This window comes from Ectobacillus antri (assembly GCF_003852715.1).
Lineage (GTDB): Bacteria > Bacillota > Bacilli > Bacillales > Bacillaceae_G > Ectobacillus > Ectobacillus antri.
The window spans coordinates 12,078-38,980 of record NZ_RIAV01000018.1 but is presented as its reverse complement, the minus strand read 5'-3'; the positions used below and the strand labels follow the sequence as shown (position 1 = coordinate 38,980).

General features: G+C 39.5%; 24 protein-coding genes and 1 riboswitch. Of the genes, 8 read left to right on the top strand and 16 right to left on the bottom strand.

The window, feature by feature from the left end; all coding sequences use genetic code 11:
- Positions 1-2: 2 nt before the first annotated feature.
- Both EEJ45_RS14040 and EEJ45_RS14035 read right to left on the bottom strand, forming a co-directional pair.
- Positions 3-1,166 (bottom strand): iron-containing alcohol dehydrogenase, encoded by a 1,164-nt coding sequence (locus tag EEJ45_RS14040; protein ID WP_124565440.1) that lies wholly within the window; start codon positions 1,164-1,166, stop codon positions 3-5.
- 57 nt (positions 1,167-1,223) lie between these two features.
- Entirely contained in the window at positions 1,224-1,886 is a 663-nt protein-coding gene (locus EEJ45_RS14035) for a type 1 glutamine amidotransferase domain-containing protein (RefSeq protein ID WP_124565439.1), read from the bottom strand.
- A 218-nt stretch (positions 1,887-2,104) separates the two neighbouring features.
- On the opposite strand from EEJ45_RS14035, the gene EEJ45_RS14030 reads away from it, so the two are divergent.
- From EEJ45_RS14030 to EEJ45_RS14020, 3 genes are all read left to right on the top strand, one after another.
- On the top strand, positions 2,105-2,542 hold the full coding sequence (locus EEJ45_RS14030; protein ID WP_124565438.1) for a MarR family winged helix-turn-helix transcriptional regulator: 438 nt from the start codon (positions 2,105-2,107) through the stop codon (positions 2,540-2,542).
- Positions 2,543-2,581: 39 nt separating this feature from the next.
- A complete protein-coding gene (locus tag EEJ45_RS14025; protein ID WP_278018270.1) occupies positions 2,582-4,186 on the top strand; it encodes an MDR family MFS transporter in 1,605 nt (534 codons plus the stop codon).
- A 165-nt stretch (positions 4,187-4,351) separates the two neighbouring features.
- The gene (locus EEJ45_RS14020; protein WP_124565437.1) at positions 4,352-4,999 is read left to right on the top strand and encodes a lysozyme family protein; all 648 of its coding nucleotides are present in this window, start codon (positions 4,352-4,354) and stop codon (positions 4,997-4,999) included.
- Between the two features lie 11 nt (positions 5,000-5,010).
- Here EEJ45_RS14020 and EEJ45_RS14015 read toward each other — a convergent pair whose 3' ends face one another.
- On the bottom strand, positions 5,011-5,784 hold the full coding sequence (locus EEJ45_RS14015; protein WP_164464293.1) for an MBL fold metallo-hydrolase: 774 nt from the start codon (positions 5,782-5,784) through the stop codon (positions 5,011-5,013).
- A gap of 257 nt (positions 5,785-6,041) precedes the next feature.
- On the opposite strand from EEJ45_RS14015, the gene EEJ45_RS14010 reads away from it, so the two are divergent.
- Positions 6,042-7,106: a cyanophycinase gene (locus tag EEJ45_RS14010; protein WP_124565435.1), complete on the top strand. Its 1,065-nt coding sequence runs from the start codon at positions 6,042-6,044 to the stop codon at positions 7,104-7,106.
- Between the two features lie 40 nt (positions 7,107-7,146).
- Here EEJ45_RS14010 and EEJ45_RS14005 read toward each other — a convergent pair whose 3' ends face one another.
- Complete coding sequence (locus EEJ45_RS14005) at positions 7,147-9,207, bottom strand: sigma-54 interaction domain-containing protein (protein ID WP_124565434.1); 2,061 nt, start codon at positions 9,205-9,207, stop codon at positions 7,147-7,149.
- A 198-nt stretch (positions 9,208-9,405) separates the two neighbouring features.
- Here EEJ45_RS14005 and EEJ45_RS14000 point away from each other — a divergent pair, with 198 nt between their 5' ends.
- The 3 genes from EEJ45_RS14000 to aspA all read left to right on the top strand — a co-directional run bounded on the left by EEJ45_RS14000 (position 9,406) and on the right by aspA (position 13,526).
- A complete protein-coding gene (locus tag EEJ45_RS14000; RefSeq protein ID WP_124565433.1) occupies positions 9,406-10,818 on the top strand; it encodes a YfcC family protein in 1,413 nt (470 codons plus the stop codon).
- A 24-nt stretch (positions 10,819-10,842) separates the two neighbouring features.
- The gene (gene iadA, locus EEJ45_RS13995; protein WP_124565432.1) at positions 10,843-12,012 is read left to right on the top strand and encodes a beta-aspartyl-peptidase; all 1,170 of its coding nucleotides are present in this window, start codon (positions 10,843-10,845) and stop codon (positions 12,010-12,012) included.
- 98 nt (positions 12,013-12,110) lie between these two features.
- On the top strand, positions 12,111-13,526 hold the full coding sequence (aspA, locus tag EEJ45_RS13990) for an aspartate ammonia-lyase (RefSeq protein ID WP_245999932.1): 1,416 nt from the start codon (positions 12,111-12,113) through the stop codon (positions 13,524-13,526).
- A gap of 214 nt (positions 13,527-13,740) precedes the next feature.
- On the opposite strand, the gene EEJ45_RS13985 is transcribed toward aspA, so the two are convergent.
- From EEJ45_RS13985 to EEJ45_RS13970, 4 genes are all read right to left on the bottom strand, one after another.
- Positions 13,741-14,451, bottom strand: a complete 711-nt coding sequence (locus tag EEJ45_RS13985; RefSeq protein ID WP_124565466.1) for an alpha/beta hydrolase — start codon at positions 14,449-14,451, stop codon at positions 13,741-13,743.
- Positions 14,452-14,551: 100 nt separating this feature from the next.
- Positions 14,552-15,130, bottom strand: a complete 579-nt coding sequence (locus tag EEJ45_RS13980; RefSeq protein ID WP_124565430.1) for an O-methyltransferase — start codon at positions 15,128-15,130, stop codon at positions 14,552-14,554.
- 108 nt (positions 15,131-15,238) lie between these two features.
- Positions 15,239-15,343: riboswitch (SAM riboswitch) on the bottom strand.
- 249 nt (positions 15,344-15,592) lie between these two features.
- Positions 15,593-16,117, bottom strand: a complete 525-nt coding sequence (locus EEJ45_RS13975; RefSeq protein ID WP_124565429.1) for a phosphatidylglycerophosphatase A family protein — start codon at positions 16,115-16,117, stop codon at positions 15,593-15,595.
- Positions 16,118-16,400: 283 nt separating this feature from the next.
- The gene (locus tag EEJ45_RS13970) at positions 16,401-18,491 is read right to left on the bottom strand and encodes a hypothetical protein (protein ID WP_124565428.1); all 2,091 of its coding nucleotides are present in this window, start codon (positions 18,489-18,491) and stop codon (positions 16,401-16,403) included.
- Between the two features lie 526 nt (positions 18,492-19,017).
- On the opposite strand from EEJ45_RS13970, the gene EEJ45_RS13965 reads away from it, so the two are divergent.
- The gene (locus EEJ45_RS13965) at positions 19,018-20,127 is read left to right on the top strand and encodes a murein hydrolase activator EnvC family protein (protein WP_124565427.1); all 1,110 of its coding nucleotides are present in this window, start codon (positions 19,018-19,020) and stop codon (positions 20,125-20,127) included.
- A gap of 170 nt (positions 20,128-20,297) precedes the next feature.
- Here EEJ45_RS13965 and EEJ45_RS13960 read toward each other — a convergent pair whose 3' ends face one another.
- From EEJ45_RS13960 to arsA, 8 genes are all read right to left on the bottom strand, one after another.
- A complete protein-coding gene (locus EEJ45_RS13960) occupies positions 20,298-20,729 on the bottom strand; it encodes a cell wall hydrolase (RefSeq protein WP_124565426.1) in 432 nt (143 codons plus the stop codon).
- Positions 20,730-20,809: 80 nt separating this feature from the next.
- Positions 20,810-22,060, bottom strand: coding sequence for an MFS transporter (locus tag EEJ45_RS13955; protein ID WP_124565425.1), 1,251 nt, complete (start codon positions 22,058-22,060; stop codon positions 20,810-20,812).
- A gap of 4 nt (positions 22,061-22,064) precedes the next feature.
- Complete coding sequence (locus EEJ45_RS13950; RefSeq protein ID WP_124565424.1) at positions 22,065-22,268, bottom strand: hypothetical protein; 204 nt, start codon at positions 22,266-22,268, stop codon at positions 22,065-22,067.
- Between the two features lie 71 nt (positions 22,269-22,339).
- Positions 22,340-23,701, bottom strand: a complete 1,362-nt coding sequence (locus EEJ45_RS13945) for an FAD-dependent oxidoreductase (protein WP_124565465.1) — start codon at positions 23,699-23,701, stop codon at positions 22,340-22,342.
- Between the two features lie 96 nt (positions 23,702-23,797).
- Positions 23,798-24,118, bottom strand: coding sequence for an ArsR/SmtB family transcription factor (locus tag EEJ45_RS13940; RefSeq protein ID WP_124565423.1), 321 nt, complete (start codon positions 24,116-24,118; stop codon positions 23,798-23,800).
- A gap of 149 nt (positions 24,119-24,267) precedes the next feature.
- The gene (locus EEJ45_RS13935) at positions 24,268-24,696 is read right to left on the bottom strand and encodes a protein-tyrosine phosphatase family protein (protein ID WP_124565422.1); all 429 of its coding nucleotides are present in this window, start codon (positions 24,694-24,696) and stop codon (positions 24,268-24,270) included.
- Between the two features lie 23 nt (positions 24,697-24,719).
- On the bottom strand, positions 24,720-25,001 hold the full coding sequence (locus tag EEJ45_RS13930; protein WP_124565421.1) for an adhesin: 282 nt from the start codon (positions 24,999-25,001) through the stop codon (positions 24,720-24,722).
- Between the two features lie 126 nt (positions 25,002-25,127).
- The gene (arsA, locus tag EEJ45_RS13925; RefSeq protein WP_124565420.1) at positions 25,128-26,888 is read right to left on the bottom strand and encodes an arsenical pump-driving ATPase; all 1,761 of its coding nucleotides are present in this window, start codon (positions 26,886-26,888) and stop codon (positions 25,128-25,130) included.
- Between the last annotated feature and the right edge of the window lie 15 nt (positions 26,889-26,903).

Below are 26,903 nucleotides of genomic sequence, written 5' to 3'. Positions count from 1 at the left end.
CCTTATAATGCTCGTTTTAAAATCTCGCGCACATCTTCTTTCGTAAGCGGCACATAATTACCAATTGTCGGCGCTACCATAGCACGCTCTGCCATCAAATCCAATTGCTCGTCATTAATATTGTAATCCGCTAGCTTTTGCGGCGCATCAATGGAAGTCCAGAAGGCACGCAATGCGGCTACCGTTTCAGCTGCAAGCTCAGCTTCTGTTTTCCCTTCTGTGTGCAAGTCAAATACACGTACCCCAAGCTGTGCCACTTTTTCTGGTTTTGTGGCTGCCACATACTCCATCCAGTGCGGGAACAAAATGGCCAAGCCACCGCCATGCGGAATATCGTATACAGCTGAGACTGCATGCTCCATCATATGTGTCGCCCAATCCGTTTTCACGCCCATAGATAAAATACCATTTAAAGCAAATGTACCATTTAACATAATAGCTTCACGGTAAGCGTAGTTCTCTAAATCATTCACTAGCTTAGGCGCCACTTCCATCACAGTGCGTAGAATGGATTCTCCAATACGCTCTTGCAGCTGTGCATTTTCTGAAGCATGGAAATATTGCTCAAGCACATGAGACATAATGTCTACAATGCCGTAAATCGTTTGGTCGCGTGGTACAGTGAATGTTAACTGCGGATCTAAAATACTGAATTTTGGATACGTATAAATAGAACCGAAAGAGCGCTTATCATTCTGTTCCCAGTTTGTGATTACCGAACCACCATTCATTTCGGAGCCGGTTGCAGCAAGGGTAAGAACAGTGCCAATTGGAACTGCCGAAGTTGGAACTACCTTCTTCGTCACAATGTCCCATACATCACCATCGTAATGGCTACCTGCTGCGATGGCTTTTGCACAATCAATGACACTGCCGCCACCCACAGCTAAAATAAAGTCCAGATTGTGTTCTTTAATTAAAGAAATTCCTTTGTTGACTGTAGATACACGTGGATTTGGTTCTACGCCGCCAAGCTCTACCACAAATAGATCTGCTTCTGCAAGTAAAGTCTGTACTTGGTCATACAAGCCGCTCCGCTTGATGCTTCCACCTCCGTACAATAAAAGTACACGTTTTCCATATAGAGGCACTTCTGTTTTAAGCGCTTCTAACTGCCCTTTACCGAAAATCAACTTTGTCGGGTTATGAAATCGAAAGTTTTCCATAATGATTCCTCCATTAAAGAAGCCTGCAACTGATAAGCTACAGACTTTTATAATAAATTAGCTTAATTTGTTAATAACCGCTTCTGCCACACTAACTGTAGATTGTGGATTTTGACCGGTGATCAAATATCCATCTGCTTGTACATTGTTGGACCAGTTCGGTGCAACAACCATTTCAGCACCTAGCTCACGAAGACGGCTTTCCAATAGGAATGGCATAAAGCGATCCAATGTTGTTTCTCTTTCTTCTTCGTCTGTAAACGCAGCGACCTTTTTGCCTGCTACTAAAGGTGTACCATCAGATAACGTAACACCCACTAAACCAGCAGGACCGTGACATACAGCTGCTACCACTTTATCTGCCTCATACAATTCTCTGATTAAAGCTTGTAGCTTGGCATTGTCTGGTAGATCAAACATTGTACCGTGTCCACCTGGTAAGAAAATCGCGTCAAACTGAGAAGCGTCTTTAATGTCCTCTAGCTTCATTGTATTTTCTAGGTGCTTAGCTGTATCTAAAATCTCCTGCGGTACATCACCTTCTAAACTACGAGCATCTACAGGTGCTTTACCGCCAAGCGGACTCGCTACTGTGATATCAAAACCTTTTTTCGCGAATTCTACATACGCTTCACCGAACTCAGAAAGCCAAAGTCCTGTTGGATGATCTTCGTTCATTTTATCTGCTGTTGTAACAACCATTAATATATGTTTTTTCATGAGTAATTCCTCCCTATTAATCTAATGTAGCTTACGAAACTTATTGTAGCCTTAACAAAACGATAATACAAATTAGTAAATATACATTAATTCATAAATATATTTATAGATTAAAACACAAGTTTAACAACATTAGGAATTGACATTTTTTTATATACCATTTATATTTAACCATGTTATATATTTATATTAAATAAATTTTAAAGGTGATTAACAATATGGATAACCATCCTTATCTACAACGCATTCACACTGCCCTGTATGTTATGTTTCAAAAACTACAGCCGCAGATGCAAGCAAGTATTCAAGAGCATGGAATTACTCCTACTCAATTATTTGTTATTGGCTTTTTAAAGAGAAAAGGCAGCTGTAAAATTTCTGAATTAGCGGAAGAAATGGGGGTAAAACCTAGCGCTGTTACCTTTATGGTGGATAGGCTGGAACAAAACGAGCTTGTTATACGAGAGCATGATACAAAGGACCGACGGGTTGTGAACATTCGTCTTACGGCGCAAGGAAATCATACGTTTCAACAAGTTCTAGAAGCCAGAAAAGCGATTATTAACCGTTACTTTTCTCATCTAGATGAAACGGAGCTAGCCACAATAGCAGCTATTTACGAAAAGCTGGTGCATTTGATGATGGAAGAAGAGTAATCGTTCTTAATAGAAACAACTACAAAAGGAGGACATATAGTGCATACAATTGAGAATACAAGCCAGAATCGTACTTTGTTGCTGATTGGTTTAATTATTGCCATGTTTTTTTCAGCACTTGACGGTACAATTGTGGGAACTGCGATGCCAAAAATTGTCGGAGATTTAGGCGGCTTAAGCATGATGACTTGGCTTACTACAGCTTATTTGCTTACTTCAACGACTGTTGTTCCTATTGCCGGTAAACTGGCAGATTTATTAGGACGTAGAGTAGTTTATGTAACAGGATTAATTATATTTATGGGAGCTTCCGCTCTTTGCGGCATTGCAGATACAATGACTGAACTCATTATATATCGTGGGCTGCAGGGTATTGGCGGCGGTGTTATGATGCCTATGGCCATGATTGTCATTGGAGATTTATTTACAGGGAAAGAGCGTGCTAAATTTCAAGGCGTGTTCGGAGGAATTTATGGCCTTGCTTCTGTTATTGGTCCACAAATCGGCGGTTGGATTGTTGATACTTGGAATTGGAAATGGGTATTTTATATTAACTTACCTGTTGGTATTATAGCTACCATTTTTATTGCTTTAGGGCTTAGAGGTAAACGACAAACCGGTCCTATCAACTTCGATCTGTTAGGTATGTTCACTATGATTGTTGGTGTTGTCAGTCTATTGCTAGCGCTTAGTCTTGGCGGTAAAGATTACGCATGGGATTCTTGGCAAATTATTGGCATGTTTTTGCTCGCCATTGTGGCTTTAATTAGCTTTGTCATAATAGAAACAAAAGCAAAAGAACCTATTCTTCCCATGTATTTATTTAAAAATAAGACCTTTACATTATTAAACCTAATCGGCTTTTTTATGGCGATTGGTATGTTTGGGGCTATTACTTTTGTACCATTCTTTATGCAAGGGATTGTCGGCGTCAGCGCTACAGAATCCGGAACCATTATGACACCTATGATGATTGCAATGATTATTACAAGTGTTATCGGCGGACAGTTAGTTTACAAAGTTGGTATTAAACCACAGATTATTACCGGTATGCTCATTATGGGCGGTGGTTTTTTCTTGTTGACTACTATGGATATAGATACCGGTAAACTTGCAGCAACCTCTTATATGGCTATCATTGGTATAGGTATGGGATTGGTTATGCCGATTTTGACACTAGCGCTACAAGAAAGCTTTTCAAAAGAAGAACTTGGTATTGTTACATCATCTAGCCAGTTTTTCCGCTCGATTGGCGGTACGTTTGGAATTACTATTTTAGGTGCTGTTATGAATAGCAAATCTGGAACACTGCTGACAGACAAATTGGTTCCCTTCTTAAACACACTTCCTGCGGAAGCCGGTGCCATGACTGATAAATTTAAAGATATGATTGCTACAAATCCAGAAGGTCTTTTTCAAATGCTGTTCAATCCAGATACATTAAAGCAGCTTCCAAAAACCTTTGTCGATGGCATGATACCTATCCTAAAAACGGCATTGATGGACTCCTTGCACAGCGTGTTTTTTGTAGGATTAATCTTTATTATCATTGGAGCAGTATTCACTGTATTTCTTCATCAAATTAAATTAGCAAATAAGAAAGAAGAACAACCATCTGAAGACAACGTTGTTTCTCCTTCCTAATTATTATACCTTCGCCCAAACGGCGAAGGTTTTTTACTTTAACTCTCTAGCTTCCAATTATTCTTTGCTTTTTTCTATCATCCCTTGTCAAATATTCCTCCCATTTATGATACGATAAGAAAGAGTGACAACTCATTATCTTATTATTGGAGGAATGGCAGAATAATGTTGAGAAGACTACTATTCTCTTTACTCATGCTACTTTCATTTCCGTTTATTTTACTGCTAGCAAAGCCTGATATAAAACATAAATTAAACGATTATTTTACAACATTTTTACCAAGTCATACAGATAAAGTATTGACATATGAAACAGACATTAAAAATGAATTAACCAAATATAACTTGAGCGAATTCACTCCGCTTCTATTAGCAATTATGTATCAAGAAAGTAAAGGCGAGGGCTTAGATCCGATGCAATCTTCAGAATCAGCCGGTCTGAAGCGCAACGCGATTCAAAACCCGCAGCAAAGCATCTCGCAAGGGGTCTTTCATTTTCAACACATGTACAAGCTTGGTCAAAAACACCATGTAGATTTAAGCACAATTGTACAAAGCTATAATATGGGCCCAGGCTATATTATGTATATTGCAGGTAATGGTACCCAGCATACACAAGAGCTCGCTAAAGCCTACTCTAAAATGCAAGTGGACAATCGACCTGATTTATATACATGCGGCGGCTCTATGGCTAATTTCCGATATCCATATTGCTTTGGTGATTTTTCCTATGCGGATAAAGTTCAAAAACATATGACTGTTCTTGAAAAACAACTTAGAAGCAAGGAGTCTCGTACTGCATCCGTTAAGTGACTCCCTATTTATTATAATTCTTTTAAAATGGATTGCACTGTGTGTATAGATGAATTTTCAAAAAATGATATATATTGAAACCATTTACTTTTTGGCAGTAATTCCTTACGAATTTGTTTTGGTGATCTTCCTGCTTGAAAAGCTTGTACAACACGCTCTTGAAGTTCTAATAAATACGCATGCTTTCGTTCTAATAACTTCCGCCCGTTTCTGATGTAGCCACGATGAGAGCAGTAGATATCTTGAAAAGAATAGGTTAATACTTTATCTAAAGACCTAATGATCTCAGGTACAGATTCAAATGAAAAATTAGAAACGGGTGAATGAAATAAGTATAAGTCTCCAGTAAAACAAATTGCCTTCTCCTCGTCGATAAGCACAATATGATCTTCTGCGTGTCCTGGAGTATGAACAACCTTAAATCGATAAAAGTCTGTTTCAACATACTCAGCCTCTAAAGGCGTTGGAAAGAAAGCATCTCGGTTATGCCACATGAAAGCCCTGTAAAAGGGCAATCTCGTTGCCCTTTGACACATAGATACTCCTACAGGATGAATCCATTGAGGCAAATTGTATTCCTTCTGTATCCATGCGCTATTCCCAGTGTGGTCTTCATGATGATGGGTATGAATGACACGCGTAATATGGATATCTTTTACGATAGAACGTACTTGCTTTTCTACACTTCTCGGTCCTGTATCGAGCAAAAGATCATCAATTTGAAACATATATACGGGCATTTTCCTTCCTGCTGCACTTGGTATAAGTTTAAATGATTGAATCATTTTATTCCTCTTCTTTCTATAGTAGTGAGTTATTACATTTAATACGCTTATGTATACCATATTCCCTCCTTTTCTTTTCCTCAAGTCGTCTTGCAGGCTATATAAGGTTCATTTCTGTTTCAAATAACAACCTTAAACAACCCCTAAAACACCATCTCCCCTTTAATTTACTGTAAATTTTTAATTTTCAGTTTTGGAACAGTACTTGCATAAGTAAAAGTTGTAATCAACACTTTATTCAGAGGAGGAACAAATGTATGAAAAAACGCTTTACTCGCTTTAAACACACAGTGATTGCTGCTTTGTCTGCTGCCGCCCTTGTGGCCCCTTCTTTACCAGCTTCCGCTGCGGCAAATTACAAGCTTTACACCGTCGGAAGTACTACAAACGTTTCACCTACCACTACATTCGGACAAGTGATGATGGGAGGAAGTACGGACGTAGACGAAGCTTTTAAATGGATGATTGAAAAGGCGAACGGCGGTGATTTTCTTATCATTCGAGCAACAGGAACAGATGCTTACAATCAATACGTGTATGATCTCGCACAATCTATTGGCAAACCATTGAACTCGGTTAGCACTTTGATTGTCACAAACTTAAACAATGCGGGTTCAGATTCTGCTGTTATTGACAAAATTAATAAAGCGGAGGCCATCTTCTTTGCTGGCGGCAATCAAGCTGATTATGTTAACTTTTTAGAAGGAACGCCAGCTCTTACAGCGTTAAATAACCGCATTCAAAACATCCCGTTCGGCGGCACAAGTGCGGGTACAATGATTCAAGGCGATCATATTTACGATTCTATCTCAGCCGGTTCGACAACACTTGATTCCACGACAGCACTCAATAACCCTTACAACTCTCTCATTTCTTTTACAGACTACTTAATTCAAACACCAGTCAATCACAATATCCAAACTGACACACATTTTGAACAACGTGATCGCATGGGCAGGTTTTTAACCTTTATAGCACGTAATATTCAAGACGGCGAAGAAACTGCAGCAACTGCAAAAGGCATTGCAGTAAACGAAAAATCGGCACTATTAATTGAAAAAGACGGTACAGCAAAAGTTGTAACACAACCCGGCGCTGTAAATCCAGGTGTTTACATGGCAAAATCAAATGAGGCTCCTCTTGTTTGCCAAAGCGGTTCTCCACTGACCTTTAGAAATATTTCAGTCTACAAATTGTTCCATGGAAGTACATTCAACTTAACAACATGGACTGGAAACGGTGGATTACCATATACATTAAATGTAAATAACGGCGTCATTACCTCCTCCACAGGCAATGTATACGGCGGAAATACGCCGTAACATACAAAAAGGAAGCCAACTAACGGCTTCCTTTTTACGTTTATATGGTTGTAGTTGTATTCTGCTGTGTTTTTAAAAAGCGTAAATAGTCCACACCTGCAGACGTAATTTTCGTTCCTGCTCGTCCTTTTCCTTTTACTACAAAGCCCTCCTCCTGCAAGTGCGTTAAGCGAAGGCGAACCTGCTGCGGAGAGAGAAAGGCATCATATTCCATGCTTTGCAATGAAATATATTCTCTGCTTGCAGCTTTTCCTGCATCATTACAACGTTTAATTGTTTCTAGTATACATAGATGTTCACGCATCTCAAGCACCGTTTTTGCAAAATTATACTCAGTATGCCAAAGTGCACGTGATTGCTCTGAGCTATGAAATCGATCTCCCGGCACGTCTTTCGTTGTAACGCTTCGGCCATCAGACACCGCCAGCATATAATCAAGTACACCTTTTAATTCACGTATATTCCCCGGCCAGTTATGCTCCATCATCGTTTGCATAACCTCTTCTTCGACACTAATCCACCTGCCACTTTTTGAAATAAAATGTCTAATAAGAAGCGGAATGTCCTGTTTGCGAAGACGTAATGAGGGAATATGGAATCCCAATACATTTAACCGATAAAATAAATCCGAACGAAACGAACTGTCTTCTATTTTCTTTTGGATATTCTTATTAGTAGCAGCAATAACACGTACATTAATCGGGATAATTTTTCTGCCCCCGACTCTTCGTATCTCCTGCTCCTGCAAAACTCGTAACAAATGTGATTGTACATGCAAGCTGATATCGCCAATTTCATCCAGAAATATCGTACCATTGTCAGCAAGCTCAAATAATCCCTTTTTACCACCCTTTTTTGCACCTGTGAATGTACCTTCTTCGTATCCAAATAATTCACTCTCTAATAAACTCTCAGTAAATGCACTACAATTCACAGCGACAAACGGGCCATTCTTTCGGTTTGACTGTTTATGTATAGCATGCGCAAACAACTCTTTGCCCGTTCCCGTCTCTCCTTGAATCAAAATGGGGTGATCGGATAAAGCCAGCTTTTTTGCAACTTGCTTACAGGCAATTAAAGAAGCGTGCTCACCAATAATATCTTCAAAGCTATATTTCGCCACAAAGCCCTGATTTCGAAATTCTCTTTGAGCTGTTTTTTCTATTTCAAAAGCTTGGCTTACACTCTTAAACGTTACTACAATTTTATTTTCCTGCAACATTGGAAAGCGAAATACAACACTATCTACTCCGTTCATATTAAAGTACTTATTGTCTTCTATCCCGGTTCGAATAAATTCTACTATTTCCTGCTGTGGTAGGATACGAGAGATTGGTTGACCTATCGCTTGTTCCATTGGTACCCGAAGAATAGCTTCCATTCCCTTATTAAATACTGTAATAATTTCATTCACATCAATAGCCAATATACCGTCATCAACGGTATCAACTACGTTCTGGATATGTTCATTTACACGTTTCGTAAGCTGCTCTGCCTCCATGAGTTTGCGCTGTAATTCAATAATATTACGAATATAACGATCGGAAATAATAACAGAAATACTTTCATCTAGACCACAATCTTTCACAATCTCTAACACTGTGGTCATATCAAATAACCGTACGCCTATATCAATAACTTCTTTCATATAAGGAGGTGCAAGATGAGCCTCACCTGGAGAAATCGCGATGTATATATCCTCATAGAATACCTGTTCTTTTTTAAACGGAAAAAACTCAATATGATCAATACCAAGTCTATATAAGGATTGAATGAGCTCTACCGCCGCATCATAGTCATCGTTGACAACTAATACTCTGCGGCCGCTTGGAATCCGTAAGAGTAAATCAATATATTCGTGATGCAATGTTCGTTTGCCAACGATACTATGATTTGTTTCTATTGCCCGCTTTCGATTTGCTTCAAATTTCACGACTTCAGATGAATACAAAACGACATCTGCTGTTAGTGGCCAGACAAATCCCTCGTCAATCGCATAACTATCAATGGAAATATAATCTCCTAGCAGTTGCTTTAATTGATGATGTAATGCTTCTTTCGTCTTAACACTACCGGCAATCAAAACAAGCGATTTCTTCATGCGAAAACACCTTTCTGCATATAATTGGTTTCATTATAACACCCAAAAACAACCGAAAAAAACCTAAAATTGCATTATTTTTCTTAAAATTCTTTAAAATTAAACCCTACTAGAATTGGCACGAAATTTGCTTATACAATAAGCGAAGGGGACTCTTACATTACCCAATCTTACTAAATAGACAAAAGGGGAGAGGTTATGAAGCAAGAAGTAATCGTTACAGAACCAAAGCGTAAAAGAGAATGGAAATTAAACGTTTTTGCTTTACTGCTCGGCATGCTTGTTATCGCGACACTACTAACCTATATTTTACCTGCAGGTGAGTATACGCGTATTGAACAAGACGGCCGCACTACAGTTGATCCAAACTCTTTTAAATGGATTGACTCTACACCAGTCGGATTATTTGATATGACAAAGTCAATTCATACAGGTATGGTGGAAGCTGCTAATATTATCTTCTTTGTACTTATTATTGGTGGATTTTTTGGTGTATTAAGTGCAACAGGCACAGTTGATGTGTTAATTAAAACAATGGCGACGAAACTGCAAACTCGTGAAAAGCTATTAATCCCTGTTATGATGCTATTTTTTGCTGCAGGTGGTTCTTTAATGGGAATGGCGGAAGAAACTCTGGCTTATATTCCTTTATTAATTCCACTAGCTTTAGCGTTAGGTTTTGATACGATTACAGGAACAGCAATTGTATTAGTTGGTGCTTCTGCCGGTTTTACAACAGCAGTTATGAATCCGTTTACAGTAGGGATTGCACAAGGTATCGCAGAGTTGCCTACGTTTTCAGGAATGGGTTATCGTCTTGCCTTATTTGTGATAGTTTACCTTGTTTCTGTTACTTTCGTCTATCGTTATGCGATGAAAGTAAAGAAAAATCCTTCTTTAGGTTTCTACGGGAAATATCGTACTGAAGATGCAAACGATTTGTTAACTTCTAAAGCGTCCTTGAGCGCAAAGCATAAATGGATTCTGGCGGCTTTTCTTCTAAACTATGTGGTACTAGCATTTGGTGTTATTAAATATCAGTGGTATATCACAGAAATTGCTTCTCTGTTTGTAATTTTAACAATTGTAATCGCTATCATCGGTAAACTTTCAATTGATCGCACAGTAAAATCCTTTACAGAAGGTTCTGCAGCTTTAATTAGCGGTGCTTTGGTTATCGGTATTTCTCGTGCCATTCTAGTTGTTTTAAATGAAGGTCATATCGTTGACCCTATGCTATACGAAGTTTCTGAATCAATTAAACATGTACCGGGTTACTTAAGTGTTACTGGTATGTATACATTCCAAACACTGATTCACTTTATTTTAGCATCAGGTAGCGGACATGCCATGCTGACAATGCCAGTTATGACACCGCTTGCAGATTTACTTGATATCACACGTCAAACTGCTGTTCTTTCGTTCTCTTTCGCGGATGGCATCGGAAATATTATTTTCCCAACCGCCGGTACATTAATGGCGGGCTTGGCGATTGCGGGTATCCCTTGGACAAAATGGGCAAAGTGGATTCTTCCATTAGTCGCGATTCAATTTGTCATCGGACTGATCTCCGTAATTATTGCACATGCCATTAATTACGGACCTTTTTAAACAACGTTTAGGGGGAAAGAAGAATTGCTTACATTAATAAAAAACGGATATGTATATGCACCCAATGAGATCGGATATAAAGATGTTTTAATTGCAGGCGGGAAAATTGCATATTTGGGCGACAATCTTACAGTCCCTGATGATTTTCCCGTTCAAGTTATCGATGCAACAGACTTGCTTGTAGTTCCGGGATTCATTGATTCACATGTTCACATCATTGGCGGGGGCGGGGAGGGCGGCTTTAAAACCCGCACTCCGGAGCTTATATTAAGTGATCTCACCACATCTGGTATTACAACTGTAATTGGTGTTCTAGGAACTGATGGTACAACCCGCAAAATGGAAGATTTACTGGCAAAAGCCCGGGCTTTAGAAGAAGAAGGCGTTTCCTGCTGGATTCATACAGGTTCTTATCAAGTACCAGTAAAAACATTAACGGGGCGAATTGAAGAAGATATTATCTTGATTGATAAAATTATCGGTGTCGGCGAGATTGCTATTTCCGACCATCGCTCTTCTGAACCTACTTTTGAAGAGTTTGTCAAAATTGCCACTGCCGCGCGAAACGGCGGCATTTTATCAGGTAAAGCTGGACTTTTAGAAATTCATTTGGGAGATGGAAAAGAAAAGTTAGCTTTGCTTCACGAAGTAGCAGATCGCACCAATATTCCGATTCGTCATTTTCATCCCACTCATATCAACAGAAATGAAGAGTTGTTCCAGGCTGGCATTGACTATGCCAAACGCGGTGGATATGTGGATTTCACAACAAGTACCATCCCTCAGTTTTTAGAGGAAGGTGAAGTAAAATGTAGTACTGCCCTGCGCCTTATGCTAGAAGAAGGTGTTCCAATTGGATGCATTACCTTCTCTTCAGATGGGCAAGCGAGCCTCCCATTATTTGATGCAACTGGTGAGTATCAAGGCTTACAGGTCGGAAAAGTGTCTTCTCTGTTCCAAGAAGTACGTGACGCCGTTTTGATTGAAGGGATACCGCTGGAAACTGCTCTTCAAGTTATAACAGCTAATCCTGCACAAGTGTTAAGACTAAACCAAAAAGGATGTCTGCAAGTTGAAAAGGATGCTGATCTTGTGCTCCTGACAAAAGATACATTACAAATCGATACAGTCATTGCACAAGGGAAAGTTATGGTAAAGCACAGCCAAACGCTCGTAAAAGGAACTTTCGAATAAACCTTATCCAAATTACCTATTTTTAGCCTCTGTAAATCGTAACTGCCATTTACAGAGGCCTTTGGCAAAGCTTCAAATAAAAAGGAGACGTGAAAATTGTGAATGCTACACGCATCGAGCGAGATTTCTTGGGAGAAAAGCATGTTCCGAAAGAGGCTTATTACGGCGTGCAAACATTGCGTGCTTTAGAAAACTTTCCTATCACGGGCTATCGTATTCACCCATCTTTAATTACAGCGATTGCTATGGTCAAGAAAGCATGCGCCTTGGCCAATATGGAATCCAAGCGATTGCCAGCCGAAATAGGAAGAGCCATTGTCAAAGCAGCCGAAGAGATTATTGACGGACAGTTTCTAGAGCAGTTTATCGTGGATCCCATTCAAGGCGGGGCAGGAACTTCTCTCAACATGAACATGAATGAGGTGATTGCCAATCGTGCACTTGAAATGCTAGGAAGAGATAAAGGAGATTACGCTTATATAAGCCCCAATACCCATGTCAACATGTCACAGTCCACCAACGATGTATTTCCAACTGGCATTCACATCGCAGTACTACAGATGGCGGAAACATTATTGCAAACTATGAATCAGCTACAAGAAGCTTTTGCTAAAAAAGGGGCTGAGTTTGATCATATTATTAAAATGGGACGTACGCACCTGCAAGACGCAGTACCTATTCGTCTTGGACAAGAATTTGAAGCTTACAGCCGTGTGTTACAACGAGATATTAAACGTGTGAATATCTCATGTCAGCACTTATATGAAGTCAATATCGGTGCTACCGCAGTTGGTACAGGACTAAATGCCGATGTTCGCTATATTGAAGCTGTTGTACGATATTTATCTGTTATTAGCGGCTTTCCTCTAACAAGTGCCGAGCATCTCGTGGATGCCACGCAAAATACAGATGCTTATACAGAGGTTTCCGCTGCTCTTAAAGTATGCATGATGAATATGTCTAAAATTGCCAATGATTTACGCCTTATGGCCTCAGGACCACGCGTAGGCCTAGCAGAAATTCAGCTTCCGCCGCGACAACCTGGTTCTTCTATTATGCCTGGTAAAGTGAATCCTGTTATGGCGGAATTAATCAATCAAGTTGCGTTCCAGGTAATCGGTAATGACCATACCATTTGTTTGGCATCTGAGGCTGGTCAGCTGGAGCTGAATGTAATGGAGCCCGTTCTCGTTTTCAATCTTCTACAGTCTATGAGTATCATGAATAATGCCTTTGAGGTCTTCCGAAAATATTGTATAGAAGGTATTGTCGCTAACGAAAACATGCTGAAGGAATATGTAGACAACAGTGTTGGCATCATTACAGCAATTAGTCCCCATATCGGATACGAAACAGCTTCACGCATTGCACAAGAAGCTGTTTCAACGGGAAAATCGGTCCGTGAACTATGCTTGCTTTACAATGTTCTTGATGAGAGTACGTTAGATGCTATTTTAAATCCTTATGCGATGACACACCCTTCTACATCTGTGATTGGGCAGTTATCATCCTAAGGAAAAGCTCCTGTGCGCAGGAGCTTTTTCACTTTAAAGAAATAGTATGTTTTTGTAGCAAATCATACAGTGCGGGTCTCTCATTTTTGTCCCTTCCAACAACAGGTGTCGCAGCAATTAACGCATTAAAAAAAAGTATTAAAAATGACCTTCTTTTTAGACATGCACCATATTGTGAGTCCATATAAAAAGACAACGCTCATACGTTATCTCCTTAGCGTTGCCTATTTAACCATTCTGTCATAACTTCAATGGTTTCCTTTTGTTGCTGCTTTGCTGTAATCGTACTTTTATTATCGCCCTTTTGCTCACCATACATGCCAAAGTGAGCATGATTTCCACCCTTAATCATATGTAGAGTAGTGTTTTTGGAAAGAAGCTGTTCTTTCTCTTTCATTTGTGACAGCGTAGCCACTCCATCTCTTTCACCATAAACGGACAGAATTGGAATAGACGTGTTGGAAAGGTCATCTGCTGGATAAGCGGCAAGAAACATGATCCCAGCGACTTTATCTTTATTTTCATAAGCGTACCTGGCACCCATCGCTCCCCCTAAAGAATGACCCGCTATATACCACCTTCTTACCTGTGGGTAGCTCTTGATGATTTCATCTGCCTTATTGACATCAAAAATGGCAAAACGCAACGGCAACTGCGGTATAACAGTGAAGTAGCCTTTCTTTTGTAGCTCGTATCCAATATAGCTGTATGCCTCCGCTTCTACTTTTGCACCTTGGTAAAAGATAATACCTGTTTCAGCATTTGGATTGCCAAATACCATAGCCCTGTCTTCTTTTTTTCCTACAAGAGAAAGAGCCTCTTTTGTGGGCTTATAAGCAACTTGCGCCCAAATCAAAAAGCCTGCGGTTATCAGTACCAATAGCGCTATGAAAGATAATAGAATTATTTTCAGCGATTTTTTCATCATACGATTCCTCACAATGTTCACTGTTTACTTGCACTACCACTTTTCTAAGGCGCAATATGCATACAATCCTGTATATCTTTAGGATTTCCTCTTATATTTATTCTGCTGTTTTAATTGCTAGTAATACGCCTGTAGACCAGTCCATCTCCGTTATAATCATATCTTTTCTATTTCGCAATGCTTGCACTAACGTTGGCGCTTTAATACGGTACTCCTCCGGCAATTTTTCATGCGGTAATACATCATGAATGACATAAAATCCACCAACATTCAGCTGATCCAATGTTTTATCTAGCAAGTCAAATTTTCCTGGCCATGTATCCGCAAAGATAAAGTCAAACGTTTCAGTCATCGTTTGAATAAATGCACTTCCCTCTTCACAACGAAATGTGATACGTGTATCATGCCCCAGCATTTTTTTGGCTACGGCGTGAACAGTAGGATCAATATCAACAGTTATCAATGTGCTGGTTTCGTCCATACCTTCTAAGATCCAAGAAGCGGATGCTCCTGTTCCTGTGCCAAGTTCTAAAAATCTGCCATTTTGTTTCGCTGCGGCCAATCCTTTTAAGAAAAAGCCTGTTTTATAGTCACAAAACTGATTGAAACCTATCTTCTTTGATTCTTTTATAATCTGTAAGTATGCAGGTGGTGCTTGCTGCTGTATTTGTTTCATTTCATCCTCCTTTATGTAGAGCTTTTGATTTTATACAAGAAAAAGCCCCTTTCCTAAACAAAGAAAGGGGCTGAACATACTTTTACATCACAAAAGCATCTTCGTCCTTCCTCATCTTTCAAGCCCACAGCTTGCTGGAATTGGCACGGTATTCTAAAGGAATCCGTTGCCGAGGCTTCAAAGGGCCAGTCCCTCCACCTCTCTAGATAAGAAATTACGTCTATTAAAATTCTAAGTAAATATATACGAAAAGTCAACGAATTACAATTCGTCACGATACAAGTTAAAAGTAATTATATACTTATTAAGTGAGAAGAGTCTAGTACTTTTATACAATTGCCACCCCTTTTTATAAAAATATAGAAGTTAAAATCTCTGTTATCAAACCGGTAACAGAACTATGATACACACGACTGTATTAACCTGTAATCACATAAAATGACTCCTACTAATCGTAGTTTTTTATTCAGAATTATGCTCCCTCTCCAGCTTTGCGCGGTACCGATGTGCCAATCGGCTTGCAGCTGCTGCCGCAATCGCACCAACCAAATCATCTAAAAAAGCATGTACGCTCCCTGTAGATTTATCATTCAGCATTTGTAAAATACCTTCTTTCAACTTATCAATGTAGCCATAATTCGTGAAGCTAATACTTCCATATAAATTTAAAATCGATAATGCTAATGTTTCGTCCACACCATACAAGCTTTCATCTTCTTTTACCATTTGCTGAAGAGGAAAAGATAATGCTCCCTTTTCTGCCAGTATATCTAGCTCAATTCCCGTTAACAAAGCGTTCTGCACTTCTCTTTTTTTTAGTACACTTTCCACGTTCTCCACACATTCTTCTATGGTTAAACCCGGTATATATTTCTCTTGTAAAAAATATGTTAATTTTGCAATGTCTTCTGTATGTACACCTCGTTCATGTAAAGCTGTAATAGCCCTTTTTTTTACGTCATGACTCGATATAAAAGTAAGCTTCATCTCTTAAATGGATTCCTCCTTTATCTATTTTAGAGATCGCTTTTATTATTAAGATGCTTTTAAAACTTTATTCATACGGTAAACGTAGATCATTATTTTCATTTGATTAAATTTGAAAGCGGCTGGGACAAAAGGTTTTCACCCAAAGAAAAATCCGAACTATTAGTCAGAATTCTCTACACAGAATTCGATTTAGTTCGGATTTTTTCCTTTATGGGTGTTCGTTATTCTCTATTCTGTCGGCTTTAGAGTTACATAATGCAGTTATGTCCCGGTCTCTTCACTAGTTTTTATTTCCAGGAATCGTAATTTCCAATTCTGCTGGCGTTGTTTTACCACCTGACACTGTAAACGTATAGTTCACAGGTATTTCTTCAAGTAGGTCCATATCCAAGTATGTTACTGCTTGATAGGTGCCATCCGGTAAATATAAGCTGAAGCTTCCTTCATTCACACTTACATAGTAAAGCTCTTCCTCATCACCAACCGCTTGCAATTGCAGCATGCCCCATGCAGTACCGTTTTCTTTCTTTACAATTCCCTTTACATTATCTGCTGGTACTTCAATACGAAGCGGCTCTACCGTTCCATGTTTCACTGTAAAAGTATAACGAAATGCTATAACATCCCCTTTTTCCATATCATAATAGCCTTCTGTTGTGTACGTACCGTCAGGCAAATACAAGCTTATTTGTCCATCCTTAATTTCTGTACGATACCATTTTTCTGTACCGGACTCGTCGGCATGTAGAATGAGCACACCTCTTTGCACAGGCTGCCCCGCTTTTTGTACCGTCCCTGTTACATTATCAGCAGGCACATTCACAGTGATTGCTTCGGCTTTACCGTTCTTTACGATAAAGCTCTGATAAAATGCTGTAAATACATCTCTGTCGACATCATAATAACCCGTGATCTCATATTCTCCATCTGGTAGATATAAGCTGAATTGACCATTTTGGATGTTTGCTTCATAGGAGTAGAGTTGTTCTGAATCCTGAATTGCCACAAGTCCGTTTTGTATTACCTTGCCGTTTTTGGAAACAATACCTGTTACATTATCAGCTGGTATATCAATGTTAAGAAAAGCTGGTGACGCTTTTCCATTCACCACAGCAAACTTGTATGTAAACGGCACATACAAACCTGTTTCTACATTATAATATCCCGTCATTTCATATTGGCCATCAGGCATATACAAGCTAAATTGACCATTTTGAATCTCTACTTCAAAGAAACGTTCCGAATCTATATTTTTAAACTCTGTAAAACCTCTCTGAAGAGGCTGTCCTGCCTTTGTTAGTTGCCCTTTTACATTATCCTCAGGTACCTGTATTTTAAGCTGTGCTGGTTTGGTTTTTCCGTTTTTAACTATAAAAGAATAAGCATGATTTACATACTTTTGCTTCTCTTCATCAAAGTATCCGTCTGTTTCATATTCACCATCCGGCATATATAAGCTAAATGTACCCTTTTGAATACGAGCGCTGTACCAAGCAGAATCATCTTTTGTTCGGAATTGAATTTCTCCCTCATTCACCTTTTGTTTTCCTTTTTGTACGGTTCCCTTTACATTGTCTGCCGGAACGTAAATAGCAAGAGGCGTACTTTTATTGTTCTTTATTGAGAACTCTTGAGAAAGCGTAACAAACTGTCTCTTCGTATCATCATAATAACCTTCCACTTTGTACTGCCCTTTTGGCAAATATAGCTTAAATTGCCCTTTTAGAATACGTGCTTCATATGCTTTTGGTGCCTCTACATCCAGACTTGTAATATACACCGTTCCCCTTGAAATAACGTTTTTGGCCTGTTGAATAAACCCTTTCACGTTATCTGTAGGCACAACAATGGATAGCTTTTCAGGAACAGATTTTCCATTTACAACCGTAAAATGGTAGGAAGTTGTGACAGTTTCATGAGTCGCTTCATCATAATATGTTTCTAGCACATACTCACCGTCTGGTAAATACAGACTAAATACACCATTCGTAATGGCTGTAGTATATTCACCATATCCTTCTCCATTAAGACTATATATTACTACACTGCCTGCTTTTACTGTTGTTTTATCCTTTTGAATAGATCCTGTGATGTTTACCTGTCTTCTGCTTTCAGGTTGTTTTGCACTTTTTTCAGTTGCAACAAAAGCAGATGGTTTCATAAATCTATTTACACCTTGTTTATCTTTTTGCTGAAAAGGTTGCTTTTTAAGGTTTTGGCGCTCTAGTGCTTTTTGCTTAATTATTTCTTCCAAACCTTTGGCTGGTGTGACAGTTGAAGCGGCAAATGCAGCAGATATATTACTAAACTGTAGTAGCACAAGTAAAGTGACGATGAATATGTAACGCAAGCCTTTCGTATGTATCTTCATTGCATTCTCTACCTTTCTCATTTCATAATATATGATACGTTAATAACAAAACCACATTCTGCTTCATACATATCGTATGTGCTAATTATATACGCCCCCTAACCTAATATTGTCTAAGTGCGGATTTGCAAATTGTAAGTATCCCACTTCAATATTAATGATACATTATTCAGAAAATACAGTAAATAGATGTATTTATGCTTTTCATAAAAAGGCCCCACCTCAAGTTTTTAACATGAATAGGCGAGGTCAATGACGTTATAGTATAAATGAACTACTCACCACTTAGCCAGCTATCGTGGCCGGGAGCTAGTAAAAGGTTGGGAAGTAAGTTTTGTTACTAAGCAGGCTTGTATTATATTTCGTTGATAGTTTTATCAATGCGAAATCAATATCACAAAAACGTTTCAAAATCACCCCCAAATATCTCCTGTGCTTTAAACAGGCTTTACAATTAGATTACAAGCAAAGAAATACCTCCTTTATATGTTATAACTTTATCTGGTATAACATAGGGAGGTACGTAATGACACGAAAAGCGATTCATATCACTTTACTAACAAGTATGATAGCAGGAGCCTTTATGCTACCTGTATCCACACAAGCGAATACGGATGTGAACACTCCACAAAATAGATTACATGAAAACCAAGTAGAAGAGCTTCAGAAAGAAATTGAGTCCTTTAAGCAACAACTTGAGCAGCTAGATCAAGCTATTGTACAAACAGCAGCTGAATTGGAGTCTACTCAGAACCAAATCAATGAGACACAGGCTATGATTGCAAACAAAGCACAAAACATTACCGTGCTGCGAGAAAAGATTAGTCAAAGACAAGAAGTGATTAAAAAGCGACTGGTCACCTTACAAGATCAACCTAAGTCAAATTTAATAACAGATGTACTTCTTCATGCAGATAGTATCGCTGATCTATTGGATAATATGTACTCGCTGAATTTAATATTTCAATCCGATAAAACGATTCTAGATGACCAAAAAACAGATCAAGAAAAGCTAAAAAATGAAAAAAACAGCATTGAAGAGCAAGAATTAGCCTTACGTTCCTCTGAGGCCTCTCTGCTTCAAAAACAGCAACAACTCGAACAGAGTCAACAAGACAAAAAACTGGCTATCCAAACACTAGAACAGCAGTTCAATGCAAATCTTAGCGCTCTTATAGATGCAGATGAAGAAAAAAGATTACTAGAGTCACAAGGAATCGTTCCTCCACTCACAGGAGACACAGAGCTATTCATTAAACCAGCGGTCGGTTCGTTTTCTTCTGGTTTTGGCATGCGGGGCAATGAAAATCATAAAGGTGTAGACATTGCAGCATCCGGACCCGTTCCCATTGTTGCATCAGCAACAGGAACCGTAATTCGTTCAGAATATTCGTCTAGCTATGGAAACGTGGTATATATGTCACATAATATAGCTGGAAAAAGCTATACAACTGTTTATGCACACATGCGTAGCCGTTCTGTGCAGCAAGGGCAAATTGTACAGCAAGGACAGCAAATTGGCATTATGGGGAATACAGGCATATCGTTTGGACAACATTTACACTTTGAAATTCATATAGGTAGCTGGAATGCTGCCAAATCGAACGCAGTGGATCCCATGAAGTTTTTAAAGTAATGAATAGAGGCTGGGACAAAAGGTTTTCAGCCAAAGAAAAATCCGAACTATTAGTCGGCATTCTCGACACAGAATTCGATTTAGTTCGGATTTTTCCTTTATGAGTGTTCGTTATTCTCTATTCTTTCGGCTTTAGAGTTACATGATGCAGTTATGTCTCGGCCTCTTACCTAAAACACCCTTGGACATTCTTGTTGACTCGGCTGATAAAAACAATGCTCTTTATACTGTCCCGCTTTTCTTTGATTCCACCAAACAGGAGGACAACTTCCTGTCGGATTAAAGAACCAAAGTGAGTTTCGTGCAGGATGCCCTAGCCAATAATCCAAACATTTTTTCGCCAAATCCTTGTCAACTTGCCTAGCGCGTTGATAAAAATATCCCTTTGAAACAGCCTCAAATGAATAACTTCCACCTTGCTGCTGATATACCATCTGTTGAATATTTGTGATGCCCTTAAAGTCTAAACAATTTCCAAAAACCCTATTTACCCCAACGTTCCCAACCAACAACATACCTTGCTGTCCTTCCCCTTCTGCTTCTGCTCGCATTAAGCGTCCTAACAGTTCTATATCTGATTGTGTATATTTAATCCTCGGCATTACATATCACCCCATTCTATCCTATGTAGGCATATATGGATTTAATCCTTTGAGTGATGTGTTTTATGCAAGTATACCATTTACCCATTATATGCCCCCTCTATTACTGAGGTTTTCTTTTTGTTTACGTATACTACAAGCCAAAATCCAGCTAATAAAAGGAATGTACCCGTTCCACTCCAATATAGGTACATAAGCCCCTTATCTACTGTGATTAAAACGTAACTTATCACAGGCCCTACTGCAGCTCCAATATCCAGTACAATCGAATAGATTGTTAAAAAAGATACTACGTTTGTGGTTTTTGCTACATCTGAAGCTAACGTGTCAGTTAAAGTAGTCAGTGCAGTTGCACCTAGCATGACACCTAGTGTTATAACAATCCACATAGGTAGCCATATGTTCATAGATACCATCCCAAAGGTCAGCCCCACAAATACAAGAGCAATCACATATAGCGGCAGCCTGCCTTTCGGACCATCTGACCAATGACCAAACCGACTCGCCAAGTAAGGTTCCCAGCCCCATCGTACCGATTGTATGAGACCTGATAGAAACGTGACGCTCATTACAACACCAAATACGCTGACTTCCTTGCCATAATACCGCTCCATTATAAAACTGAGTGTCGCAATGAATACACCTTGAATAAATACAGTAATGAAAAAACCGCTGATGATTATACTAGCTTTATAGCTGGCATTTTGAGTTTGTGTAAGAATAATATTTTGTTTCTTATATTCATGTTGTTTATTCTCATTTTTATCTCGAAAGGCTATCATGAGAAGAGGCAAACCTAAAAAGGCCAAGCACCCAAATAAACCGGCAACATAATGTATTCCAATGACAGGCACCAGTATGCCCCCAAACAACATGCCGAATAAGCTACCTAATCGATATACGCCGTTATACAACCCCATGGATTTTCCCCGTCCGTTTTCATCAGCATAATATACAACCGTTGAAAGACCACCGATTCGAAAGAACGACCAAGCGATGCCCCAAAGTCCTCGCAAAATAAGCCAAGCTATAAATCCCTTTGCAACACTGTATCCCAATGTAGCTATAGCTCCGAGCACAACAGCAATCATTAACCCCGTTCGTAATGGAAGTGTTTGATACAACCATCCTACTAATGGATTAAAGGGTAATCGTATAAACCGATTTATAGACAGCAATACACCCACTTGCCACAAAGAATCAAGACCAACTTCTTTCCAATAAATAGGTAAAACAATATATAACATTGAATCTCCCAGCAGGCTAAATGCTGTAACCACTGCGACAACTACAATTGTTTTCTGTTTACTCTCCATTTTCAGAGCACTCATCCTCCTATACGCACTGCAACAACTCTTGATAAGCCTCTAAAAAACTTCGATATGAAACTGGCCCCAAACTTTTGGAATCCATTCCAAACATGTTTTGAAATACATATTGTTTCGCTTCCTCTGCAGAATATTGACGGGCATGCATAACGAGCTTCATATAGGATAAAAAATAATCTTTTCCAAGTCTCCCTGCATGATTGATTGTCATAACGCCATCCCCCTAGTGTATATTCATTAACAAAAGGAGCCCTGCATGCCGGCTCCTATAAAATGCATATCTCAGCAGCAAGAACTCCCTGTATTACGGTTTATACTGCAAACACCGGTCTCAGGCAAATCTAATTCTACCTGCTCTGCCGCCTTTTTATCTCCGGTTAAATATGCGACAACAGAGCGCACTTGCTCATAACCTGTTGCCATTAAAAATGTAGGCGCCCGTCCGTAGCTTTTGGAGCCTAAAATATAAAAGTTTGTTTCCGGTTGTCGCAGTTCTTTTTCACCATGTGGACGAACCGTTCCGCAGCTATGGACATTTGGGTCGATTAATGATGCCAATGCCTTTACACTTTCTGTTGCCGTATCAATTGAAGTACGTAGTTCACGAAGCATATCCAAATTAGGGCGACTTCCTGTATTCACAATAATTTCATCCAAATCTGCAATCATCTCTTTTTTTCCATTCATATTGCCTAGTATATTTATCACATTGTTTGTCTTTAACATACGTTGCACTTGAAAAGGTGTAACCACCTTTACTTTTCCTTCATCAACTAACTTATGGATGCGGCTTCCTAACGCACCGCGAGCTGCCAATGCGTCTCTTTCTTCTCCGCCATAGGCTTCTTCAACACGTTGGCGCCTCATCACCCAAACGATATCTGTTTCTGGATATATTTCCTGTAGTGCAGCTAGCTCTAATAGCGTATTAATAGCTGAATGACCTGCTCCTACTACAGCGATTCTCTTATTTCCGTAACGATTCTGTTTCTTTCCTAATATATCTGGAATGCCATAGAAAATCTGTTCATGAAGCGACTTTTCTTCGGTTAGCCATACCCCGCTAGAATGAGCAGGGTTTGGATTTCCCCATGTACCAGAGGCATCTAGAACGGCACGCGCCTCATACACTGTAAATACACCATCTTTCTCTGTATATAAAACAAATGGTGCATGCTCACGCCCAGCTGTTTTCATTTTATCTGTGTCTTTTCGACTCATGCCTACTACCTTCGTGTTCGGATGGAAGTACGGATAAATTTCTGGAAGGTTTGATAAAGGTCGCAGGTAATCGTCAACAAGCTCTTTTCCCGTAGGTAGTTGATTTAAATCAGGAGCTTTCCATCCCTGCTTCTCAAGTAATTCAACTGCTGCTTTATCCAAGTTATAACGCCAAGGTGAAAACAACCGAACGTGTTCCCAAGTCGAAACATTTGATGCAACTTCACTCCCAGCCTCTAACAAGAGAAATGCTTCTCCTTTTTTTGCTAAATGAGCAGCCGCAGCGAGCCCTATAGGTCCCGCTCCAATAATTACAACAGGTAACCGCTTAACACTTTGCTCCTGTGCTTCTATGAATACAGGTACCTTTACTGATGTACAGCACCCTTTTGTGTTTTTTGCTTGCAATTGAATTGGCTTCATCATATTCCCCTCTTTCCCTATTCCATAATGTATAAAGCAGATACACTACTAACAAGTTTGTTAATCAAAAAAAATTGATTAATTAACGAAAAATTTTTAGGACATTGGACGAAAGATACAGCACAGCTGTTCAGAAAGCAAGGCGTCTACTTCTTTTTTATTAATATCATAATAGCTCCATGTTCCTCTTGTGTCTTTCGTAATCAAATTGGCATCCAGTAAGATTTTCAAATGGTACGAGAGCTTTGACTGTGGTAATTCCAACACGCCTGTTAAATCACATACACACGTTTCGCCACGTTGACAAAGTTCGTACAAAATATGAAGTCTTTTCTGATCTGCCAATGCCTTAAATTTTTTCTCATACGTTGTAAAAGACGCGACTATGGATTCATTATACAGTTTAATTTCTTTCATAACTGTTGCTCCTTTAATCAAATTCTTTTGATATTAGTAGTATATTCCATATCTTTCATTTTAACAACTAATTCATCAAAAAAAATTGATTTAAATACATTGAAAAAACACCTGAATTCACGACAAATTCAGGTGGAAATGCTGCAACATTATTTCGTATATAATCGATGTAAAACATTTTTCATTTCAGGCTTGATACTAATTACAGAGCGAACTTCTTTGGCCTGTTGCTCTGCTTCTTCTACACTCGAAGCTTGTCCCATTTCTACTAATAATCCTGTCGCCACTGTTCCTGTACGATTTTTTCCCCCTGAACAATGGAAGTATACCTTTTTCCCTTGCTCTACCGCTTCTTTTACTGCTTTAATTGCCTTTTGGACAGATTCATCCTGCCCTTCTACATCTTCAACAATTGGATAGGCATGACGTGTCACCTCTTTCGGAAACCCTTCTGGTTCCGTACCATTTTCACGAAGATCAAACACATCTGTAACACCATGTCCTTTCACCGCATCCTGAATATCATCGACTCCGCCAATATATACTTTTCCTGTTATCAGTTCATGATAATTTGCCATCTTGTATTCTCCTTCATGTTTATTTAACAGCAGCTCGAACCGCCGCTTACTACTAAGCCAGCTCCATGCTCATCTTCCTCATAATCTAGCATCAGTGTTTGCACTACGTCTGCGACCTTAGGCTCCATCGCTACTTCTATTCCGTTTATCTGCGCTATTCGATCACCTTCATGTGCAGCTTCTAATACCATGCGATAGCTCGGACCGCAACAGCCTGCACTTTCAAACGTAAAACGTAGGGTAGATACACCATTCTCCTTCATAACCCCTTCAATAAATACTTTTGCTTTATCTGTAATAATCATAACTAGCTCCCCTTTTATAATGATTGACTCCCGTCATGCACCGCACTCTCTTCTAAAAAATGCTCGCAATCAAGTACTGCATACAATATACCATCACTGTGCGCATCTATCGTTCCTTATGAATCCTTAAAGTGTTAATGCTTTTATCTTTTCATACCCGATAACCTCTTCGGGCTGCCATGGAATGATTACACAATAATCGTTGGATTTTCGCTTAATCTCTTGTATCCATTGTATTTCTGACGCTGCTCGTCCATGTAGAATCGGATCTTTCGTTTCTGTTCCGTAGAAGGCTTGATTAATGACCCACCATTTCGGCTCGATGCTGGCGCGTCGCAAGTCATCCTGCAGACGGCTGGCCTCATGAACCGGTGTTGCCTCTGCTAGTGTGACAATCACAACACTTGTTTCTTCAGGATTGCGAAGACGTGGTAATAATTTTTGGACAGATAGTGGCACTTCACCTGTTGAACGTGCAATTTCCTTATGATATGACTGAGCCGCATCCAATAACAGTAAGGTATGTCCGGTCGGTGCTGTATCAATTACGACAATCTCTTCTTCTGCTCGTTCTACAATATCAGCAAAAGCACGAAACACAGCGATTTCTTCTGTACAAGGCGAGCGTAAATCCTCCTCCAAGTAAGCAATTCCCTCGTCATCCAAGGTTTCCTGCGCTTGACGGATAACCTCATGTTGATACTTTTCTACCTCAGCTTTTGGATCAATCTTACTAATCGTGAGATTGCCTTTATCGCCGTTGAAAACGTACTCTACATGTGCTGCCGGGTCTGTTGTGGTCAGATGAACTCGCTGTCCCTTTTCAGCCAATCCAATTGCGATTGCAGAAGCAACGGTAGTTTTTCCGACACCACCTTTTCCCATTGTAAAAATGACACGCTTCTTTGTTTCTGCTATATTCTCTAGGAGTGTTTGTAATGAAGGAACTACTACAAACTTATTTTCTTGTATTGGCATATTGGTTATTTCTTTAAAAGAGAAAAACTTTCGAATCTGTGTAACGCCTGTAAGATTGAATGAAACCATTGGTATTTCAAACCCTTGTAAGTTCTGCAATTCACTAGGCATATCTTGTAACGCCTCAGACTGTTTTGTGAACAAAGCTGTGGATATTGCATCGTCTTTCACATACTTTCTCATAACACCATTGATAAGGAGATACTGATTTTCGAGCCCAATCTCTCTTAACTCCCGAGACGCTCTTGCCGCTTCTTGTAAAGGAGAAGCATCAGGTCTTGTAACAAGAAGCAATGTTGTTTGTTTCATATCAGATAATGCATCCATCGTTTGCTTATATAATGTTTTCTTTGATTCTAGCCCAGCGAGCGGTCCTAGGCAGGACGCACCGTGTGTACTGTCCTCTAAAAATCCACTCCATGCTGATGGAAGCTGCAGTAAACGAAGTGTATGCCCGGTCGGTGCCGTATCAAAGATAATATGATCAAAACGTTTTGTGAGTTCTTGATTTGTTAGCAGTGTGGAAAACTCGTCAAAAGCCGCAATTTCAACGGTACATGCTCCTGATAATTGTTCCTCCATTGTCAAAATGACAGCTTCAGGTAACTTACCGCGATACGGCCCCACCACCTTCTCCTTGTATGCAAGCGCCGCTGTTTCTGGATCTAAATTTGCCGCAAATAAATTCGGTACACCTGGAATAGCTGTAGGTTCGTTTTTTACTTCTACTTCAAATACATCCTGCAAGTTAGAAGCGGGATCTGTACTAACAAGCAGCACCCGTTTTCCCATATCAGCGAGCGTAACCGCTGTTGCACAAGCTGTGGATGTTTTACCCACTCCTCCCTTACCAGTAAAAAACAAAAACGGCGTAAGTTTTATGGACTGTGGATGAAACAATTCCTTCATACTGTTTCACTTCTT

Excerpts from the sequence above, each read along its gene's own strand:
- EEJ45_RS13930 (WP_124565421.1), bottom strand. The coding sequence starts at position 25,001 with ATGATTATTACAGATAAAGCAAAAGTATTTATTGAAGGGGTTATGAAG.
- EEJ45_RS13935 (WP_124565422.1), bottom strand. The coding sequence starts at position 24,696 with ATGGCAAATTATCATGAACTGATAACAGGAAAAGTATATATTGGCGGA.
- EEJ45_RS13980 (WP_124565430.1), bottom strand. The coding sequence starts at position 15,130 with ATGAAACAAATACAGCAGCAAGCACCACCTGCATACTTACAGATTATA.
- EEJ45_RS13940 (WP_124565423.1), bottom strand. The coding sequence starts at position 24,118 with ATGAAAGAAATTAAACTGTATAATGAATCCATAGTCGCGTCTTTTACA.
- EEJ45_RS13975 (WP_124565429.1), bottom strand. The coding sequence starts at position 16,117 with ATGAAGCTTACTTTTATATCGAGTCATGACGTAAAAAAAAGGGCTATT.
- EEJ45_RS13945 (WP_124565465.1), bottom strand. The coding sequence starts at position 23,701 with ATGAAGCCAATTCAATTGCAAGCAAAAAACACAAAAGGGTGCTGTACA.
- EEJ45_RS14035 (WP_124565439.1), bottom strand. The coding sequence starts at position 1,886 with ATGAAAAAACATATATTAATGGTTGTTACAACAGCAGATAAAATGAAC.
- EEJ45_RS14030 (WP_124565438.1), top strand. The coding sequence starts at position 2,105 with ATGGATAACCATCCTTATCTACAACGCATTCACACTGCCCTGTATGTT.
- EEJ45_RS14000 (WP_124565433.1), top strand. The coding sequence starts at position 9,406 with ATGAAGCAAGAAGTAATCGTTACAGAACCAAAGCGTAAAAGAGAATGG.
- EEJ45_RS14040 (WP_124565440.1), bottom strand. The coding sequence starts at position 1,166 with ATGGAAAACTTTCGATTTCATAACCCGACAAAGTTGATTTTCGGTAAA.
- EEJ45_RS14015 (WP_164464293.1), bottom strand. The coding sequence starts at position 5,784 with ATGATTCAATCATTTAAACTTATACCAAGTGCAGCAGGAAGGAAAATG.
- EEJ45_RS14020 (WP_124565437.1), top strand. The coding sequence starts at position 4,352 with ATGTTGAGAAGACTACTATTCTCTTTACTCATGCTACTTTCATTTCCG.
- EEJ45_RS13965 (WP_124565427.1), top strand. The coding sequence starts at position 19,018 with ATGACACGAAAAGCGATTCATATCACTTTACTAACAAGTATGATAGCA.
- EEJ45_RS14010 (WP_124565435.1), top strand. The coding sequence starts at position 6,042 with ATGAAAAAACGCTTTACTCGCTTTAAACACACAGTGATTGCTGCTTTG.
- EEJ45_RS13950 (WP_124565424.1), bottom strand. The coding sequence starts at position 22,268 with ATGACAATCAATCATGCAGGGAGACTTGGAAAAGATTATTTTTTATCC.
- EEJ45_RS13970 (WP_124565428.1), bottom strand. The coding sequence starts at position 18,491 with ATGAAGATACATACGAAAGGCTTGCGTTACATATTCATCGTCACTTTA.
- EEJ45_RS13955 (WP_124565425.1), bottom strand. The coding sequence starts at position 22,060 with ATGAGTGCTCTGAAAATGGAGAGTAAACAGAAAACAATTGTAGTTGTC.
- EEJ45_RS14005 (WP_124565434.1), bottom strand. The coding sequence starts at position 9,207 with ATGAAGAAATCGCTTGTTTTGATTGCCGGTAGTGTTAAGACGAAAGAA.
- EEJ45_RS13960 (WP_124565426.1), bottom strand. The coding sequence starts at position 20,729 with ATGCCGAGGATTAAATATACACAATCAGATATAGAACTGTTAGGACGC.
- arsA (WP_124565420.1), bottom strand. The coding sequence starts at position 26,888 with ATGAAGGAATTGTTTCATCCACAGTCCATAAAACTTACGCCGTTTTTG.
- EEJ45_RS13985 (WP_124565466.1), bottom strand. The coding sequence starts at position 14,451 with ATGAAAAAATCGCTGAAAATAATTCTATTATCTTTCATAGCGCTATTG.